The following is a 16,844-nucleotide window of genomic DNA, read 5'->3' as shown; positions in this document are numbered from 1 at the left end:
GAACGATAGAATGATTACAACGATATATCAAGCAAGGTATTCTACGGAACGAATAGGAAGGGAAGAACGCATAATGCAGACCGAACAAGTACCAACACACTTAACCTTCAGTCTTACGTCGCCGCCCGCAGCCCAAACAGCAGACAGTATAGCCCTTTTGTGGGATAAGCCCGCATCTTACGGCGTGGAACGCTACGAGGTGTATGTGAACAATTCCCTCGCTGCAACCACTAAGAACACAGACTACACTTTGCAAGGTCTTGCACCTGAACACGAGTATTTTATATATGTTCTTACGTATATGTCGACAGAGGAACCGCTGCAAAGCAACACGATATGCATCATAACAAGGCCTCAACCCCAAGTGTTTGATATTGCAGCCTACGGCGCAGTGGGAGACGGCGAAACGTTGAACACATCGGCAATCCAATCTGCTATCGACGCCTGCAGCCAAGGCGGCCTAGTAACTATTCCCGAAGGTGTGTTTCTGACTGGAGCCATATACCTTAAAAGCGACATGACCCTATATCTTGAAGAGGGAGCAGTATTGCTTGGCAGTCCCGATACAGAGGACTACCCTCTCTTGGAATCTCGTTGGGAGGGGTTGCAAAGAACATGTTACGCCAGCCTTGTTAACACACAGGATACGCAGGGTGGTCGTTTAAGCAACATCACCATCGCTGGTCCCGGTAAAATAGATGCCAACGGCAGCGCACTTCGCAAAAAAGAGTTATCGGAAGTTGCGGGCAAACCGGGGTCAGCCATATGTATCCGAAATACTGATAATGTGTACATCCACGGGGTCACCGTGCGTCAATCTCCCTTTTGGTGTGTGCATATAGTCTACTGTAATGGCGTAAGTGTCAACGGTGTAGGCATTCACACAAAATATGACGAAGAGGGCAACCTGTATGAAGGTATTGTGAACGGCGACGGGCTGGATCCCGATTCCTGCAGTGACGTATATATCTTTAACTGCCACATCGCAAGCCAGGATGACGGTATTGCCATCAAGTCCGGTCGAAACGCCGAGGGTAGAGCAGTAGGCATTCCGACGGAGAATGTGCGTATCAGTAACTGCCGCTTTACCAGCGGTTTCGGGGTGGCTATGGGCAGTGAGATGTCCGGCGGTGTGCGTAACGTCTTGGTAGAAGACTGCGAGTTCCATAATGTCTTCAGTATCGCTAGCGTTAAAGCCATCCGTGGTCGAGGTAATGTGATCGAAAATATTACTTACCGGGACTGCACATTCACCAACCAAAATCTTGAACTTCAAGATACCCAATGGTTCCGTGGGGCATTGTATGTGGACCAATTCTACGGCGATTTGATTTTTGATCCGCATGGAACCCAGCCTAAGAATGAGGAAACTCCGGTCATTCGAAATATATTGTTCCAGAACATCACATTGGATACGGTTGCCGGTAACGCTATCTATCTCACTGGCCTAGTAGAGAGTCCGCTTGAGAATATCCGCCTTGAAAACATCACTGCCGTTGGCAAGCATGGCTTTATAGCGAATAACATCCGCGGACTTGTGCTGGATCACGTCACGGTGAATGCCCGAGAGGGAGAGGCCATGCGATTTGTAAATGTAAATTAACAGCTGCATAATAGTCGCAATTTGCTAGGATACTTCGATCTGGAAGTCCTGTCAATACAAATGTGGGGGAAAGTCAATGACCGACTTAACATGGAAGGCGAGATGGATCTGGGGCGGCGATGAGGACAGTCCACGCAATGAGTGGAGACGTTTCCGTAAGAACTTTGATGTTACGGACAACGCCGAGGAAGCGGTGCTGCGCATCAGTGCGGACTCTCGTTATATAGCGTATGTAAATGGGATCTGCATTGGACGCGGCCCTATCCGGTCGTGGCCAGCGCAACAGTTTTATGATACACATCGCATCGGACATCTGCTTAAACCTGGAGGCAAAAATACGCTCGCAGTGCTTGTCATGCATTACGGCGTATCTAATTTTTACTACGTTAGAGGACGTGGCGGTTTACTTGCGGAGATTACACTGAACGGAGAGGTGATAACGGCGACAGATGATTCGTGGCGAACGGAAAAGCATGGCGCACATTTAATCTCGCCGCGGATGTCATGCCAGCAAGCATTCGCTGAGGTATTCGACGCAAGAGCAGGGGAGGAAGGTTGGAAAGAGTCATCATTTTGTGATTCGTCATGGTCGTTAGCTGACGTCGTGGGGCCAGTAGGTGCTGGACCTTGGAAAACACTCATCCCCAGAGATATTCCAATCCTTACAGAGGAAAAGTTGTATCCATCGCGCGTCGAGTCCTTACAGCGTGTTAAACCACCGGCTTGGAACGCGGCAATTGATCTCCGCAACGCCATGGTTCCGAGCTCGGCTGATCATGCCAATCAGATTCAGTATATCGGGTATATTGCAACGATGCTCGTTGTTCCCGAGACAGGTAACATTACATTAGGATTTCCCAACACGGCACGCAAAGAGCGGGTATGGATCGACGGACAGCTAGTCCAAGATTGGTACGGAGTATTCCCGGAGCGGTATTTTGATGTGCATCTGGATGCAGGGGAGCACTTCCTTCTTATGGATGTATCCGAGCAGGACCATGGTGGTACGTTCCACATTGCCGCTGATACATCAATACCCTTTTCCTTCCAATGCCCATTGCATGGGGGAGAAACGCCATTTGTGCTGGTCGGACCTTTCGACGAAGTGATCTGCATCGACACGCTGCAGGAGCGTCATGTGAATTCATATGATCCGCACTTCAATCAGTCCGCTGGTGCAGCATCAATGCTCGAATTAGAGCCAGTACGAGAGTGGATTCGACCGCTGGCTTCCTTATATTACACCGAACACGATGTATTCGGAGCAAATGTGTGGCGTCCTATAGCGGAGTCGTACGCGGTGCCGCAGCAACTAGAGCGTTGTCTGCTGGCAACACCGGAGTACGCCGAGTTGCCTCGATTCATGGACAGTGATATGGAGCTTATTATCGATTTTGGCAAGCAACGTTCCGGGTTTCTCGGGTTCGAAATTGAGGCAACGAAGGGAACCGTCATCGATTTCTATGGCATTGAGTATATGAAGGGGGAATATCGTCAACATACTTACTCTCTCGACAATACACTCCGTTTTATTAGCAGCGGCGGAAGGCAGCGTTATGAATCACCGATCCGTCGAGGTTTACGATATGCGGTGCTGACGATACGTGGAGCAATAGATCCGGTCAAGCTGTATGAGACTTATATAGTTCAAAGCACGTATCCCGTAACGGAGGTTGGTTCGTACCAATGCTCAGATCCGCTGCTAAACGACATCTGGGAAATTAGCCGACACACGACACAACTGTGCATGGAAGACACATTTGTTGATTGCCCGGCATATGAGCAGACATTTTGGATAGGCGACAGTCGCAATGAAGCACTTGTTAACTATTATGTTTTTGGGGCCACTGATATTGTGAAGCGTTGTCTACGCCTTGTGCCGGGCTCGAAGTATCAATCACCACTTTATCTTGATCAGGTTCCCAGCGGCTGGAACAGTGTCATTCCGAACTGGACATTTCTCTGGACAATCGCCTGCTTGGAATATGTCGAGCACACTGGGGACCGAGAGTTTGCGGCTGAGATGTGGCCAAATGTATGTTATACACTGGAACATTACTTACAGCATCTCAACAAAGAAGGACTATTGGAGATACGAGCATGGAATCTGCTGGATTGGGCACCGATCGATCAACCGAATAACGGTGTCGTGACTCATCAGAATCAGTTGCTTGTCATGGCTCTGCGTCAGGCTGTAAAACTCGCAACCGAAGCGGAAATCTCCACAGCGGATCCCTTGAAATTCGAGCAGGCCGCATCATCACTCGCTCAGGCAATCAACGAGAGGTTGTGGGATGATGAGCAGAGCGCATATATCGACTGCATCCACGCAGATGGCCGCCGTTCCGATATCTTCAGTATGCAGACGCAGGTCATCGCCCTGTTATGCGGTGTCGCCGAAGGTGACCGGAAAGAACAATTGGAAAATTATTTAGATAAACCGCCTGTCTCTTTCGTTCCGAGCGGCAGCCCATTTATGTCGTTCTTTTATTACGAAGCACTGGAGGCGATGGGACGTGAACAGGTCATGTTGGGCGACATTCGCCAAAACTTCGGGAGAATGATCGAGCATGGAGCAACGACTTGTTGGGAGATGTACCCGAACTTCAAGGAAAACCGGGCCAATCCTGACCAGCTTACGCGTAGCCATTGCCATGCATGGTCTGCCGGACCTGCCTATTTCCTGGGGCGAAGCGTGCTCGGGGTGAAGCGCGATGCATTAGGCTGGTCCAAAGTGCGTATCGAACCGGTGCCATGTGGATTGAGCTGGGCTCGGGGAGCGGTACCGCTGCCAGGCGCTGGGACAATCGAGGTGGATTGGCGCATTGAAGATAATACGATGTTTCTCAGGATAACCGCTCCTGAAAATATCGAACTGGATATTCGGTTGCCGAATGGAATGACAGGTAGCATTACTTCTGTCAGGACCAAGAGGCTGTCTTATCCCGCTGATTAATGAATAGTAGGTAACCTGCCAGAAGGCAAACATGTATGATCTTATGAAGGAAGTCGCCAATTTGATAGTCTCCCCTTAAGTTGACCGTGTGACTACTTGGAGGGGAGGACAGGATAAAATGTTGGGAGATAAAAACAGCCTCCCAATGAAAGCCGCAAATTGCGGCTTTTTTTCGTCCATATATTTGCAAAACTTGATACATATGCTATGTTTACAATGAAAGCGCCATCATGAGTAAACAGAGGGATCATTCTTTATCATATTTTAAAATGGGAAGGAAGATGATGATGATGATTTTGCTCAAAAAGACAGGCGTATTAATGCTGGCATTGACTCTGCTTCTTGGATTGATGACAGTACCCGTTCATGCAGATTCCCCACTTTTTACGATCGAAAGCGAAAACGCTTTACTTTCCTCCGATCTTCAAGTGACGACAGAAATTTACGGACAACCCAAGCCCGGATTTTCTGGAAGTGGATTTGTCTGGATGCAGAATTCCGGCACGATAACCTTCACTGTGACTGTCCCCGAAACAGGCATGTATGCAATTTCTACCCGATACATGCAGGAGCTTAGTGCCGACGGCCGACTTCAATATCTATCCGTTAATGGTGTTACCAAGGGCTCATATATGCTGCCATACACAACAACATGGTCTGATTTCAATTTTGGTTATCAGAAGCTGAATCAGGGAAGCAACACGATTCAACTGAAGGCTGGTTGGGGCTTCGCTTATTTCGACACCTTCACTGTGGACTATGCCAATCTTGATCCCCTGGATGTTCAGCCTGTCCTTACTGATTCTCAAGCCACACCGGAAACACAACTTCTGATGAATTATTTAACGGAGGTTTATGGCAATCATATTATCTCAGGTCAACAGGAGATATACGGTGGTGGAAACGATGGCAATACGGAGTTGGAGTTTGATTGGATTCATAATTTAACCGGAAAGTATCCGGCTATCCGCGGATTTGATTTTATGAACTATAATCCGCTCTACGGATGGGAAGACGGCACAACCGATCGAATGATCGATTGGGTGAATAACCGGGATGGAATTGCGACAGCTTCCTGGCATATTAATGTACCCCGAAATTTCACGACCTACCAGCTTGGTGACCATGTGGATTGGAAAGAGGCTACTTATAAACCAACAGAAACCAATTTTAATACAGCCAACGCCGTAATTCCTGGTACGAAAGAATATCAATACGTAATGAGTACGATTGATGATCTGGCGGAACAACTGTTGATTCTGCAAGATAACAATGTGCCCGTTCTTTTCCGTCCTTATCATGAGGCGGAGGGCAACGGTGGGTTAAATGGAGAAGGCGCCTGGTTCTGGTGGGCTTCCGCAGGTGCAGATGTGTACAAACAACTGTGGGATATGCTCTACACTGAACTTACAGAGACCTACGGTTTGCACAACTTGATTTGGACTTACAACAGCTACGTATATAACACTTCTCCTGCATGGTACCCTGGTGACGATCGGGTAGATATTGTCGGCTATGATAAATACAATACGATCTACAACCGCACTGACGGGTTGTCCGGCGTACCGAATGAGGATGCCATTACCTCGATCTTCTATCAACTGGTTGATTTAACGGGCGGCAAGAAAATGGTGGCCATGACGGAGAATGATACCGTCCCAAGTGTACAGAATCTGACAGAGGAAAAATCAGGATGGCTCTACTTCTGCCCGTGGTACGGCGAGCATCTCATGAGTTCAGCCTTTAATTATCCGGCAACTCTGAAAACGCTTTATCAAAGCGATTATGTCATTACGCTGAATGAACTGCCTAATTTGAAGGTTAACAATCCAACATCAAACGCGTCCCTCACACCTACAACCGTTGAATTTGACAAACATACGCCCAATCCAAGCGACAAGGCCATAACCGTGAACTTTAACGGTAATACGTTAACCGGTCTACGGATAGGTACCTCTGCATTGACTGCAAATCAGGATTATACGTTAAGCGGAAGTACGTTACTGCTGAAAAAAGAATTCTTAGCCGGACTGCCGGTTGGCGAACATTCCATCGTTTTTGATTTTAATCAAGGGCAAGATCCTGTATTAAAAGTTAAAATTGTTGATTCAACACCAAGCACAAGCGCTGTAATTTCGCCCGTGAATGCAACATTTGATAAAGCAGCGAATCTAGCACAGGATGTTTCCTTGACTCTTACCTTAAACGGAAGACAGCTTACAAGCATAACGAATGGGAATTATACACTTGTATCAGGCCAGGATTATACGGCATCAAGCAATGCCATCGTTCTGCGCAAATCCTACCTTTCCACGCTGCCGCTAAGCCAAAATACGATAACGTTTCATTTTAATGGAGGAAATAACGCTGTTCTAACAGTAAACGTAGTGGACAGCAGTGTTTCTGTACCCTCTGGGAATTTGACGATCCAAGCCTTTAACGGCAATACAAGTGTGTCCACCAACGGAATCTCACCTAAATTCAAAGTGGTCAATACCGGTAATTCGGCGATTCAGTTAAGTGATGTAAAGCTCCGGTATTACTATACGATCGACGGGGAAGAAGCACAGAGTTTTTGGTCTGACTGGGCCAGTATCGGAAGTGCAAATGTAACCAGCAAATTCGTTAAATTGGCAACGCCAGTTGCCGGAGCGGATTATGTTTTGGAAGTTGGTTTTACGAGTTCTGCCGGAACGCTTAATGCCGGACAAAGCGCAGAAATTCAAGCACGTTTCTCCAAAAATAACTGGTCCAATTACAACCAGGCTAACGATTACTCGTTTAAGGCATCGAGTACTCAGTTCGCAAACCATGAACAGGTTACCGGCTATATCAACGGTCAACTGGTTTGGGGAATTGAGCCGTAAGCAGGCAAGCATAATAAAGGTTGGAGCGGGGATATCCCTACTCCAGCCTTTTTCTGTTGGGACGGCTGAAAGCCGCGAGAAACGAATATAAAGAGGAGTATACGAAAGGAACATGTTATGATAGGGAGGATGCTAATTTTTCAGAAGGAGATCAAAATCAATGGTTGTAAAAAAGTGGTTAGGTGCTTTACTTTTTATTCTGGCGACCATCCTGTTTACAGGCTGCTCACTCGAAACGGTTTCATTAAATGGCTCATCTCAAGAGAATGCAACTCTAACGCAATTTGATGAAGTAGCCAAGTATATTTCGGAGCATAATGAACTCCCGGAAAATTATATAACCAAGAAAGAAGCTAGAGAATTAGGATGGGAGCCTAGTAAAGGTAATTTGGAAAAAGTGGCTCCAGGCAAAAGCATTGGCGGTGACGTATTTCAAAATCGAGAAGGGCTGTTGCCCAAGAAAAAAGGAAGGACTTGGTACGAAGCAGATATTAACTATTCGGGAGGAACGCGGGGCAGTGATCGGATTTTATACTCCAATGATGGATTAATCTATAAAACAACCGATCATTATCGTACGTTCGAGCAAATCGAATAGAGAAAGGGTGATCATATGAAGACAGTAGTCATCAATGGAAAGGACATTCATGGAAAAGAAGAGTTACATGATGTACTTCAGACCAGTCTTGAGTTAGGTCAAACGTATGGGCGGAATTTGGACGCATTATGGGATTGCCTAACTGGATTTCTTCCTATGCCACTTACCATTCAGTGGATTGATTTTGAGGCAAGTCGGAAGTCTCTTGGAGAGTACGCAGATCAGTTGTTGGATCTGATGCATGAAGCTGAAGAAGAGCTGGAAGGATTTACATTGGACTTAAAAAATTAATTACTACTTGGTACGAGGCAATAAGATGGATCCATTGAAAGTCGCTATTTTAGCGGCTTTTTTTTGTTTTGTTGGTACGAAATCTTGTCCCAAATGAGAAGATCAACACATGTCTGGATTTTTTATAAGCAGAAGACATAATGTGTTTAAACGGATTGTGAATAGCATTTTTGTTCATGTAATTTAGTTAACTAGTTTACAATAAAACAGATTATAATATGAAATATTTTATGAGCACATGAGTAGCATTTAAATTGGATAAAGGAACCAAAGCGATAATTTATCAGCTTCAGGTCAAATGAATAGACAAAATGGTTCGTTTCGCTTAATTCTAGCATGATTTTTAAAACAAACGTTAGTATTCTAAGATATAGACATTATCACGTTAACATTTGACAATGATAATCTTTATCAATTATTATTGTTTACAGGTAAATAATAATACGTTTGACGGCATTTTATTTATCTTAACTATTAATATGATTGAAGGGAGATTTTCGTATGTCAAATAAAAATGCCCGTATTGCTATCATTGGTGGAGGTCCTTCTGGATTAACGCTTGCTCGAATTCTGCAGCAAAATGGAATGAAAGCTACTGTATATGAGCGTGAACCATCCTCCAACTCTCGTCAACAAGGCGGCACACTTGATATGCATCCTGAGTCAGGTCAATATGCATTGGAGGTAGCTGGACTGATAAAAAAATTCGAAGTGAATGCTCGTTATGAAGGCCAGGACTTACGGCTTCTAGATAAAACCGGAAAAGTCTATTGGGACGCAATATCAGGTCCCGAAGATAACCATAGACCTGAGATAGATCGTGGCGTACTTCGCAAATTGTTATTGGATTCTATTGAACCAAACACAATAAAATGGGGCCATCACCTAAAAAGTATAAATTCACTAGACAACGGTCAGCTTGAGTTGCATTTTGAGAATGAGCATACAGAACTTGTAGATCTTGTTGTTGGTGCTGACGGTGCTTTTTCAAGAGTTCGCGAGTTTCTCTCGGATGTGCAGCCGATCTACACGGGAATAAGCGCGGTTGAGATGGGGATATCAAATGTTGATGAAATTCACCCGGATTTAGCTGAATTCAACGGGAAAGGGAGTATGTTTGCATTCCAAGATCAAAAAGCGATTATGGCTCAGCTTAATGGTGACGGCCGCATCCGAGTTTATTTGGCTTTCAGGATTGAAAAAGAATGGCTGGATAATTGCGGTATTAAATTTGAACAACCAACAATGGCAAAAGAATCTCTGCTCCAATTATTATCCGATTGGAGTGATGACTTGAAAAATTACATTCGTTATTCTGATGGCGAGATGTTGCCTCGTAGAATCTATATGTTGCCAATCGACCACAGCTGGACGCATAAGGACGGGGTCACTCTCATAGGAGATTCTGCGCATTTAATGTCTCCATTTGCAGGAAAAGGAGCGAATATTGCGATGCTTGATGCAGCTGAGTTAGGCTTATCTCTTGCTAATCACAGCGATCTAAAAACGGCTTTAGAGCACTACGAGAAAAAAATGTTTGCATATAGCTCTAAAGCAACACTGGAGTCAGATATGAATCTTAAGCTCAGCTTCTCACATAATGCAGCACATAAGTTTCTGGATATTATCCTTAGAGATTCGACAGGGAAACTTAGAGAGGTAAAAACAAGATCTTAATAATTATCTTGATCTAGATCAGAGCCAGCATTATTCTGCAGCAATTGGTAAATAATATAATTTAAAACCAAGGGAGAATAACTGGCATGCATCGTAAGCAAAATTTAAAAATGAAAAAAGTAGATTTAGCGCATTTAGAACAATATAGTCAACTGTTACGCTATGTATTTCAAGTTACTCATAATGATCTTCACAAACATGGCTGGAAAGAAAGCGAAATTCTCCATGAAAAATCACCTGTCTTACAACAAGCAGATGTACTTGGATGGTTTGATGGAGAAAAACTGATTTCTCAGGTATCCATATATCCATTTGAAGTTCGGATATTTAACGAAACATACGCTATGGGTGGCGTCACTGGTGTGGGGACTTTTCCGGAATATTCGGGTCAAGGCTTAATGAATAAACTGCTGCTGCAAGCTCTCACCAATATGCGTGGACAGAAACAATCCATTTCTTACTTGTATCCTTACTCCATACCGTATTATCGCCGTAAAGGGTGGGAGATCATTTCTGATAAAATCGTGTTTGAGGTTCAAGACTTCCAATTACCCAAAAACAAACCTGTTCCTGGTGATGTGGCACGTGTCGAACCCGACAGCGAAGATGTGAAGGTGGCTTATGAACGCTTTTCAATGCAAACCCATGGAGCCATGCTGCGGAAAGAACTTGCGTGGAGTGAGTATTGGCGATGGGATTCAGATGATTTAACTGCAGCTGTCTATTATGGAGAAGACGGTCAACCGGATGGCTACATTTTATATTGGATTGAAGAAGAAGTGTTCCACGTCAAAGATATGATCTTCATTCATGAAGAGGCACGCAGTGGACTGTGGAATTTCATTAGTGCACATTTTTCAATGATATCTAAAGTGGTAGGCAATATTCATACCGATGAACAGCTTGCCTTTTTGCTGGAAGATGCGGATATTAAGGAAACCATTTCACCTTACTTTATGGCACGGATCGTGGACATTGAGCAATTTATCTCAAAATATCCGTTCAAACCCGCAGCGATGGATAGAGAGTGGACGTTTACGTTGCAAGATCCGTTGCTGTCTTGGAATCAAGGCACATTTACTCTACAGATTGAACCGAATGGAAGCGGAAGAGTAATTCGGAGTCAAAGTCGACGTAGTGAAGATAGCATAAGTATCCAAACCATGACGACCATGTTGTTAGGTTATAAGCGTCCTGAGTATTTGCATAAGATTGGCCGTATTAAATGTGATCCAGAAACGCTTGATTTGTTAGAAGATGCTATTGAGCAGCAGGCGCCTTACTTTTCGGATTACTTTTAATATTCAAAGTAATGATCAGCATTCCCTGATGAATGATGAATTGGCAATATCTCGTTCTCCGTCTGGAGACCTCTGTTTAAAATTAAAACAACCAGTATAGATGTTATCCATACTGGTTGTTTTTTGATTTTCATTCCATGATGTCTCAATAAATCAGACTAGATATATACATAAATCGTAGCAAGATATGCGCTTGTTTAAGAAGGTACGACCATCTCTGCGAGTGTATCCGACAACCTTTGTTTTGCTTTTTCCGATGCGGCAGTCAGCGGCAGACGCAGTTTTGCAGAAGCAATCAGCTGTTGCTGAGCCAGCCACCATTTGATCGAGGCTGGAGCAGGCTCTGCAAACACGTCACTAATCAGCGGTTGCAGTTGCTTAAAGCTGTCTCTTGATGCATTCACGTCACCAGATACAAAGCGTTGATACACGTCCACATACCTTTGGGTATGAATATTGGCAGAGGCCACCATCCCGCCTGCGGCACCTTGACATAGCATCGCATGGAAATACGCATCCTCGCCGCAAAGTACAGGCTTCGTCTCATATTGGGTTAGCGCCAGCAGCAGATCCAAACCGCCAGTGCTGTCCTTCAGGCCAATAACCCCATCCAGATCCATGACTTTTCTCATTGTATCCAAGGTCATGCGACTACCGGTTCGAGCCGGAATCTCATAGACTAGAATCGGCAATCCTGTCCGGGACGCGTTGGAAAAATGCTCAAGAATTCCTTCTTGCGTCGGTCTGTTGTAATAAGGAGTGACCACCAGAGCAGCATCTGCTCCTAATTCAGCGGCCATTTCGGTCCGATGAACCGTCGAATAGGTATCATTGGTTCCTGTTCCCACGACGAGGGGAATGGTTTTGTTCAGACTTATCAAAATCTCTTTCGTTACTTCCACCATCTGCTTTACTTCATCCCAGGAGACAGTCGGAGATTCTCCTGTCGTGCCGTTTACGACCAATCCCTGAATGTCGTGTTTGGCAAGATGGGTAACATATTTGCGATACGATTCAATGTCGAGTTTGTGGTCATCCGTAAAAGGGGCAATTACCGGTATATAAATTCCTTGAACATGTTGTTCGTTCATCATAATCAACTACCTCTTCCCGTTATATTGAAACTAATGTAACATAGGAACCAGCATCACAGTTACCTATAACAAATGATAGTTGTCATCAATATTTTCGATGAGGTGAGCAAGTTGGATTTAATCTATCTTCAGACGTTTAGAGAAGTCGCAATTCGCGAGAGCTTCACCAGAGCTGCAGAGGTGCTGGGTTATGCACAATCCAGTGTTACTACGCAAATTCAGAAGCTGGAAAAAGCATATCAAGTCAAACTGTTTGAACGCTATAGCAATAACAAGATTCGTCTGACTTCTGCCGGGGAAGAGCTGTTCAAGCTTGCCGGACAGATGTTGGAATTGTTTGAGCAGTCCAAGGAAAAAATGGCGAAGCAGGGTGGTGGCTCCTTAACGATCGGTACGATGGACTCTATCGCTTCTTACTTTTTACCTCCATATATGCAAGCCACCCGTAAGGAATACCCGGATCTGAACATACGACTGCATACGAATCGTGAGGGGTTAATTTTGCATCAGGTCAGGGAAGGTGAAGCCGATATTGGACTTATTCTCGCAGATGATTCGAGCGATCCGGCTTTGCAGTGGATTACCATTCGCCAAGAACCGCTTTTGCTGATCGTCCATCCGCAGCATCCGCTGATCGCCAAAACGCAGATTGAATTGAATGATCTAAAGGATATGGAATGGATCATGCCTGAAGATACCTGTAATTACAGGCAGCTGCTTGAAAGAGTGCTTCGCGCAAATTCAATCCCTTATCGGATCGGTCTGGAACTTGGCAATCCGGAAGCGATCAAAAGAAGTATTAAGTCAGGTGAGGGTATTTCGATTCTGCCGCAAATGGCTGTAATGGAAGAAATCGAGCGGGGGGAGCTGAAAGCCTTACCCCTTGAACATGCAGAGCTTCAACTCGAAATTCAACTCGTTCTTCATCCGAAAAAGTGGGTATCCAACGCACTGCACGATTTTATGGAAAGCTTGAAAAAGTAAAGAATTGATCGCTGTTTAGCAGCATTATATCCGCTTTTTCTGTAATTTCTTTAGCCAACTCCAGGATAAATATGTTAATATAAGAGCCCATAAAATCAGCGAGCCACATCAAAAGGGCTCGCTGATTTATATTGAACGCAAATAAAGGAGGTGCCACATGAGTTCCATTCTAAACGTTATAGAAAAGCTGAAATTGAATGTCTTGAATATTGAAAATGTTCCGGAATCATTTAGTTCGGATGTATATAAACTTACTCTTCTTAGTGGAGAAGACGTATATGTTAAGATTCCATATAACAAGGATAAGCTATTTCGCGAATTTCAGATGCTTGAAATATTGAAGGACGTCATACCTGTTCCTAAGGTATTTGACATTTGGTATGGGGATGAAAGTAATACTGGAGCATTGCTTCTCTCTGCAATTCAAGGGGTGCCTTGTACAGAAAATATGGATGAAAAGCTATCTTTTCAAATGGGTGTATATCATGCAATGCTCCATGAGGTAAAAACTCCAGGATATGGATACCATTCAACCGATGGATTTAATATTCTTGACCAAAATAATTGGAGACTACATATCAAAAATAATTTTGAAAAGTGGAAAGAGCCCTGCAAAGAGCTCCTCGAACCAGCATTGTATGAACGATGTATTCTTCATTTTGATGGCGTGTTCTCTGCTTTACCAGATCCTGACGGACCCTGTTTGGTACATATGGATTTTCGACATGGCAATATATTGGTGAATGGTAACAAGGTTACTGGCATTATTGATTTTGAGAGTGCTCGGGGTGGCTCCTCTGAAATAGACTTTACTAAAATCAATAGATATATTTGGGAAGTAAACCCGAGAACGAAGTCCCCGTACTTCGAAGGTTATCAGACCATTCGGAACATGTTAAATCTCGAAATTGTATTGCCGTTTTATAATTTCTATGATGCTTTCAGTGCCGTTGTTTGGTGTAAAAACAGAGGAGTTGAAAGAAATCAATCGTTCCTTCAGGAAAGTATAGAAGTATTGAAGAAATCAGTCAGTTACTGATTATTGATGGCTTTTTCCTAAATTGAATGAATCCATTCGGAAATGTCATTGATCACGTTCTTATCTACATGTTGTGCAACTTTGTACTCTTTTTTCATTTTTAATATTTCTCCATAAACAGCTGGCATAAATAAATGATTTAAGTTGGGATAAAGTTTAAACATTACGTTTGGTTTTTCACCCAATAGGTCTTTGTAAACCTTAAAATCTTTGTCTACGGATACATGGAAATCTTGATCTCCTTGCAAAATGAGTACGGGTTTATCTAATACGTTAAGGTAATTAATGGAGGGATGTTCTCCCATCTCTTTGAAGTAGAAGGCTCTAGAATATTTCCCCAAAACCACAGTTGATTTCGCTTCTTCATCACTTAATTTATAAATTTTATCAAACTTAGCTGATAGTGCTGCTATTTGTTTCTTCGCAATCATTTTCAAAAACTTATTTAATGAGTCTAAAACATCGTTGTTTTGATCCATTAGAATCTCTTCTAACTTGCGTGGAGACCCACCCATAATAATGATCCCAGCAAAATGTCCACCTTCTGCATCAATTCGTGGAGCTAGCATCCCGCCTAAACTATGACCAATAATGAATATTTGGTTGGTATCAATACGTGGGTCTTTGCGCAATAAATCTGCTGCGAGGATAGCATCTTCAATCGTTTCTTCTTTAACGGATAAGCCGGTATCGTTTTTCATTTCTTTTCCATAGACGAATGTTCTTTTGTCATATCGCAGCACGGCGATTCCTTTGTCTGACAACCCTTCGGCGAGGTCTTTAAAAGGGAAGTTATTCCCCACCTTTTCATCCATATCTGCAGGGCCAGAGCCATGTACTAGTACCACTGCCGGAACTTTTGATGAGCAATCCTCCGGCAGTGACAAAATTCCATTTAGAGGATAATTCGTTTCTTTGCCAATGATTAGTTTTTCGTTCATTCCCATAACCTCCAATTAACATTTTTCTTCTAAAAAATGATTCATTTTCTGAACTAGTCGTTGATATTCGGGAACTTCACGTAAATAATCGAATGCTGGATTCATCAGCACATCCCTCATCATGCTATTCTTTATAACCTGCTCGCTGCGGGGAGCGGCGACGTCGAAATCTTTCAGCCACGGATCAATCAGATCAAAAAAGGAATCTCCACGGAGCTCAAAAGGAAAGAATCCTTCCACGCAGGTTTCCACATATTTTTCAAGTAGTTCAATCGATTTTTCGGGTGATTTGTTCACGCAATATAGATGAGCGCCTAGTGCGTAAAGCAGAATGACATTGTTTGGATTTAGCCGTTTCATATCAAAAATCCGTGCAAAATCGGACGCTCTCATAAAAGCTGCTTCGGCTTTTTCGATATTATTAATATTTAGTTGTAGGACGTTCAGTAGCCCTTGAAAGACTGTCATTACGTGTTGATACAGTTCAGCCTGCAAGGTTTCTTTGGCTTTGGCGATGTTGCCCATAAGCTGATATGCCTGTGAAATTAACACGCCCTTTGGCATCACGGGCCGGACAGTCTCCCCAAGTAAATCTAAGACAGGCTGAGGGCTCCTTAACGCAAGATGACAAACCGACTGATACAAAATCGCATCGTTGGAAAGGTGCATATCGCCACTTTCGCCCTGAATCCGTTCACACAGGGTCACGCTTTCGTTAAGAAGAGTCTCTTTTTGCTCTTGTGTTCTCGCCAGCGTGAAGTGATTTGTGTACAGCTTAACCATTTGCAATAAAAGCGGAAAGCAGGCGTAATATTTTTTGATGATCGCCGTACATTCAGCGATTACCTCATCAAAAGGAAGGGCAGCAAAATCATTGGCCAGTCGGGTGTAAAGCTTTGCGATGTCCGACTGCTCCATTTGCGGGGAATAACCCATCAATTCATCAATGCTAATGTTAAAATAGGCCGCAAGCCGTGGCAGAAATGTGATGTCAGGATAGCTTTGTCCCGTTTCCCACTTGGAAACAGACGCTTTGGAAACACCGATAAATGCAGCAACCGCATCCTGTGTTAATCCTTTTTCTCTGCGTTTTGCTACAAGGATCGATGCTAAATTAATTTCGTTCATCAACGTCACCTCTGCTTATGATTATACGGTTTATAAAATAAACTCCCAAGCGACTTGTCGTTGACTTGTGTTAAAAAAATCAACCATTGGGAAACTTGATAGGTAAGGGTATCTTTGACGTTACTTAATCCGTCCATACAAATGGCGATTACTCAGTATTATCAAAAAATTCAGAAGCCGCAACCAAGTTATGGTTTAGTCCACACAATCCTCCAAATGCGAAGGAGTTTATTACATTCGACATCGATACACGTAAGGTTAAGTTAATCAAATATATCCATAGGAGCGACTAACTATTGTTCATGAGATGGTCCGAAGTAATTAGAAATATGCTATACTGGCAACGTAAAAAGGGAGGTGCTTTA

12 protein-coding genes are annotated in these 16,844 nt (G+C 43.7%); 9 read left to right on the top strand and 3 right to left on the bottom strand.

Annotation, left to right across the window (positions count from 1 at the left end; all coding sequences use genetic code 11):
* The first annotated feature begins 73 nt into the window (after nucleotides 1-73).
* The 7 genes from BLS14_RS08470 to eis all read left to right on the top strand — a co-directional run bounded on the left by BLS14_RS08470 (nucleotide 74) and on the right by eis (nucleotide 11,293).
* On the top strand, nucleotides 74-1,603 hold the full coding sequence (locus BLS14_RS08470) for a glycoside hydrolase family 28 protein (RefSeq protein WP_090951061.1): 1,530 nt from the start codon (nucleotides 74-76) through the stop codon (nucleotides 1,601-1,603).
* A 76-nt stretch (nucleotides 1,604-1,679) separates the two neighbouring features.
* Nucleotides 1,680-4,559 carry a family 78 glycoside hydrolase catalytic domain gene (locus tag BLS14_RS08465; protein WP_063562724.1) on the top strand — a complete coding sequence of 960 codons (2,880 nt, stop codon included), beginning with the start codon at nucleotides 1,680-1,682 and terminating at the stop codon, nucleotides 4,557-4,559.
* A gap of 287 nt (nucleotides 4,560-4,846) precedes the next feature.
* Nucleotides 4,847-7,426 carry a glycosyl hydrolase gene (locus BLS14_RS08460; RefSeq protein WP_090951058.1) on the top strand — a complete coding sequence of 860 codons (2,580 nt, stop codon included), beginning with the start codon at nucleotides 4,847-4,849 and terminating at the stop codon, nucleotides 7,424-7,426.
* A 160-nt stretch (nucleotides 7,427-7,586) separates the two neighbouring features.
* Nucleotides 7,587-8,024, top strand: coding sequence for a ribonuclease (locus BLS14_RS08455; protein ID WP_063562722.1), 438 nt, complete (start codon nucleotides 7,587-7,589; stop codon nucleotides 8,022-8,024).
* Between the two features lie 15 nt (nucleotides 8,025-8,039).
* Nucleotides 8,040-8,315: a barstar family protein gene (locus tag BLS14_RS08450; RefSeq protein WP_063562721.1), complete on the top strand. Its 276-nt coding sequence runs from the start codon at nucleotides 8,040-8,042 to the stop codon at nucleotides 8,313-8,315.
* A 501-nt stretch (nucleotides 8,316-8,816) separates the two neighbouring features.
* Complete coding sequence (locus BLS14_RS08445) at nucleotides 8,817-9,992, top strand: FAD-dependent oxidoreductase (protein ID WP_090951055.1); 1,176 nt, start codon at nucleotides 8,817-8,819, stop codon at nucleotides 9,990-9,992.
* Between the two features lie 86 nt (nucleotides 9,993-10,078).
* On the top strand, nucleotides 10,079-11,293 hold the full coding sequence (gene eis, locus BLS14_RS08440) for a GNAT family N-acetyltransferase (RefSeq protein WP_063562719.1): 1,215 nt from the start codon (nucleotides 10,079-10,081) through the stop codon (nucleotides 11,291-11,293).
* A gap of 197 nt (nucleotides 11,294-11,490) precedes the next feature.
* Here the strand turns inward: eis and dapA are convergent, their stop codons facing one another.
* On the bottom strand, nucleotides 11,491-12,387 hold the full coding sequence (gene dapA, locus BLS14_RS08435; RefSeq protein ID WP_063562718.1) for a 4-hydroxy-tetrahydrodipicolinate synthase: 897 nt from the start codon (nucleotides 12,385-12,387) through the stop codon (nucleotides 11,491-11,493).
* 111 nt (nucleotides 12,388-12,498) lie between these two features.
* On the opposite strand from dapA, the gene BLS14_RS08430 reads away from it, so the two are divergent.
* Together BLS14_RS08430 and BLS14_RS08420 are read left to right on the top strand one after the other, a co-directional pair.
* The gene (locus tag BLS14_RS08430) at nucleotides 12,499-13,371 is read left to right on the top strand and encodes a LysR family transcriptional regulator (RefSeq protein ID WP_063562717.1); all 873 of its coding nucleotides are present in this window, start codon (nucleotides 12,499-12,501) and stop codon (nucleotides 13,369-13,371) included.
* A gap of 157 nt (nucleotides 13,372-13,528) precedes the next feature.
* Nucleotides 13,529-14,410 carry a phosphotransferase family protein gene (locus tag BLS14_RS08420; RefSeq protein ID WP_090951049.1) on the top strand — a complete coding sequence of 294 codons (882 nt, stop codon included), beginning with the start codon at nucleotides 13,529-13,531 and terminating at the stop codon, nucleotides 14,408-14,410.
* Nucleotides 14,411-14,427: 17 nt separating this feature from the next.
* On the opposite strand, the gene BLS14_RS08415 is transcribed toward BLS14_RS08420, so the two are convergent.
* Together BLS14_RS08415 and BLS14_RS08410 are read right to left on the bottom strand one after the other, a co-directional pair.
* Nucleotides 14,428-15,351: an alpha/beta hydrolase family protein gene (locus tag BLS14_RS08415; protein ID WP_090951046.1), complete on the bottom strand. Its 924-nt coding sequence runs from the start codon at nucleotides 15,349-15,351 to the stop codon at nucleotides 14,428-14,430.
* Nucleotides 15,352-15,366: 15 nt separating this feature from the next.
* A complete protein-coding gene (locus BLS14_RS08410) occupies nucleotides 15,367-16,479 on the bottom strand; it encodes a helix-turn-helix domain-containing protein (protein WP_090951043.1) in 1,113 nt (370 codons plus the stop codon).
* Between the last annotated feature and the right edge of the window lie 365 nt (nucleotides 16,480-16,844).

The organism is Paenibacillus sp. OK060 (assembly GCF_900101205.1).
GTDB lineage: Bacteria > Bacillota > Bacilli > Paenibacillales > Paenibacillaceae > Paenibacillus > Paenibacillus marchantiae.
This window is presented reverse-complemented; position numbering and strand designations above follow the sequence as displayed.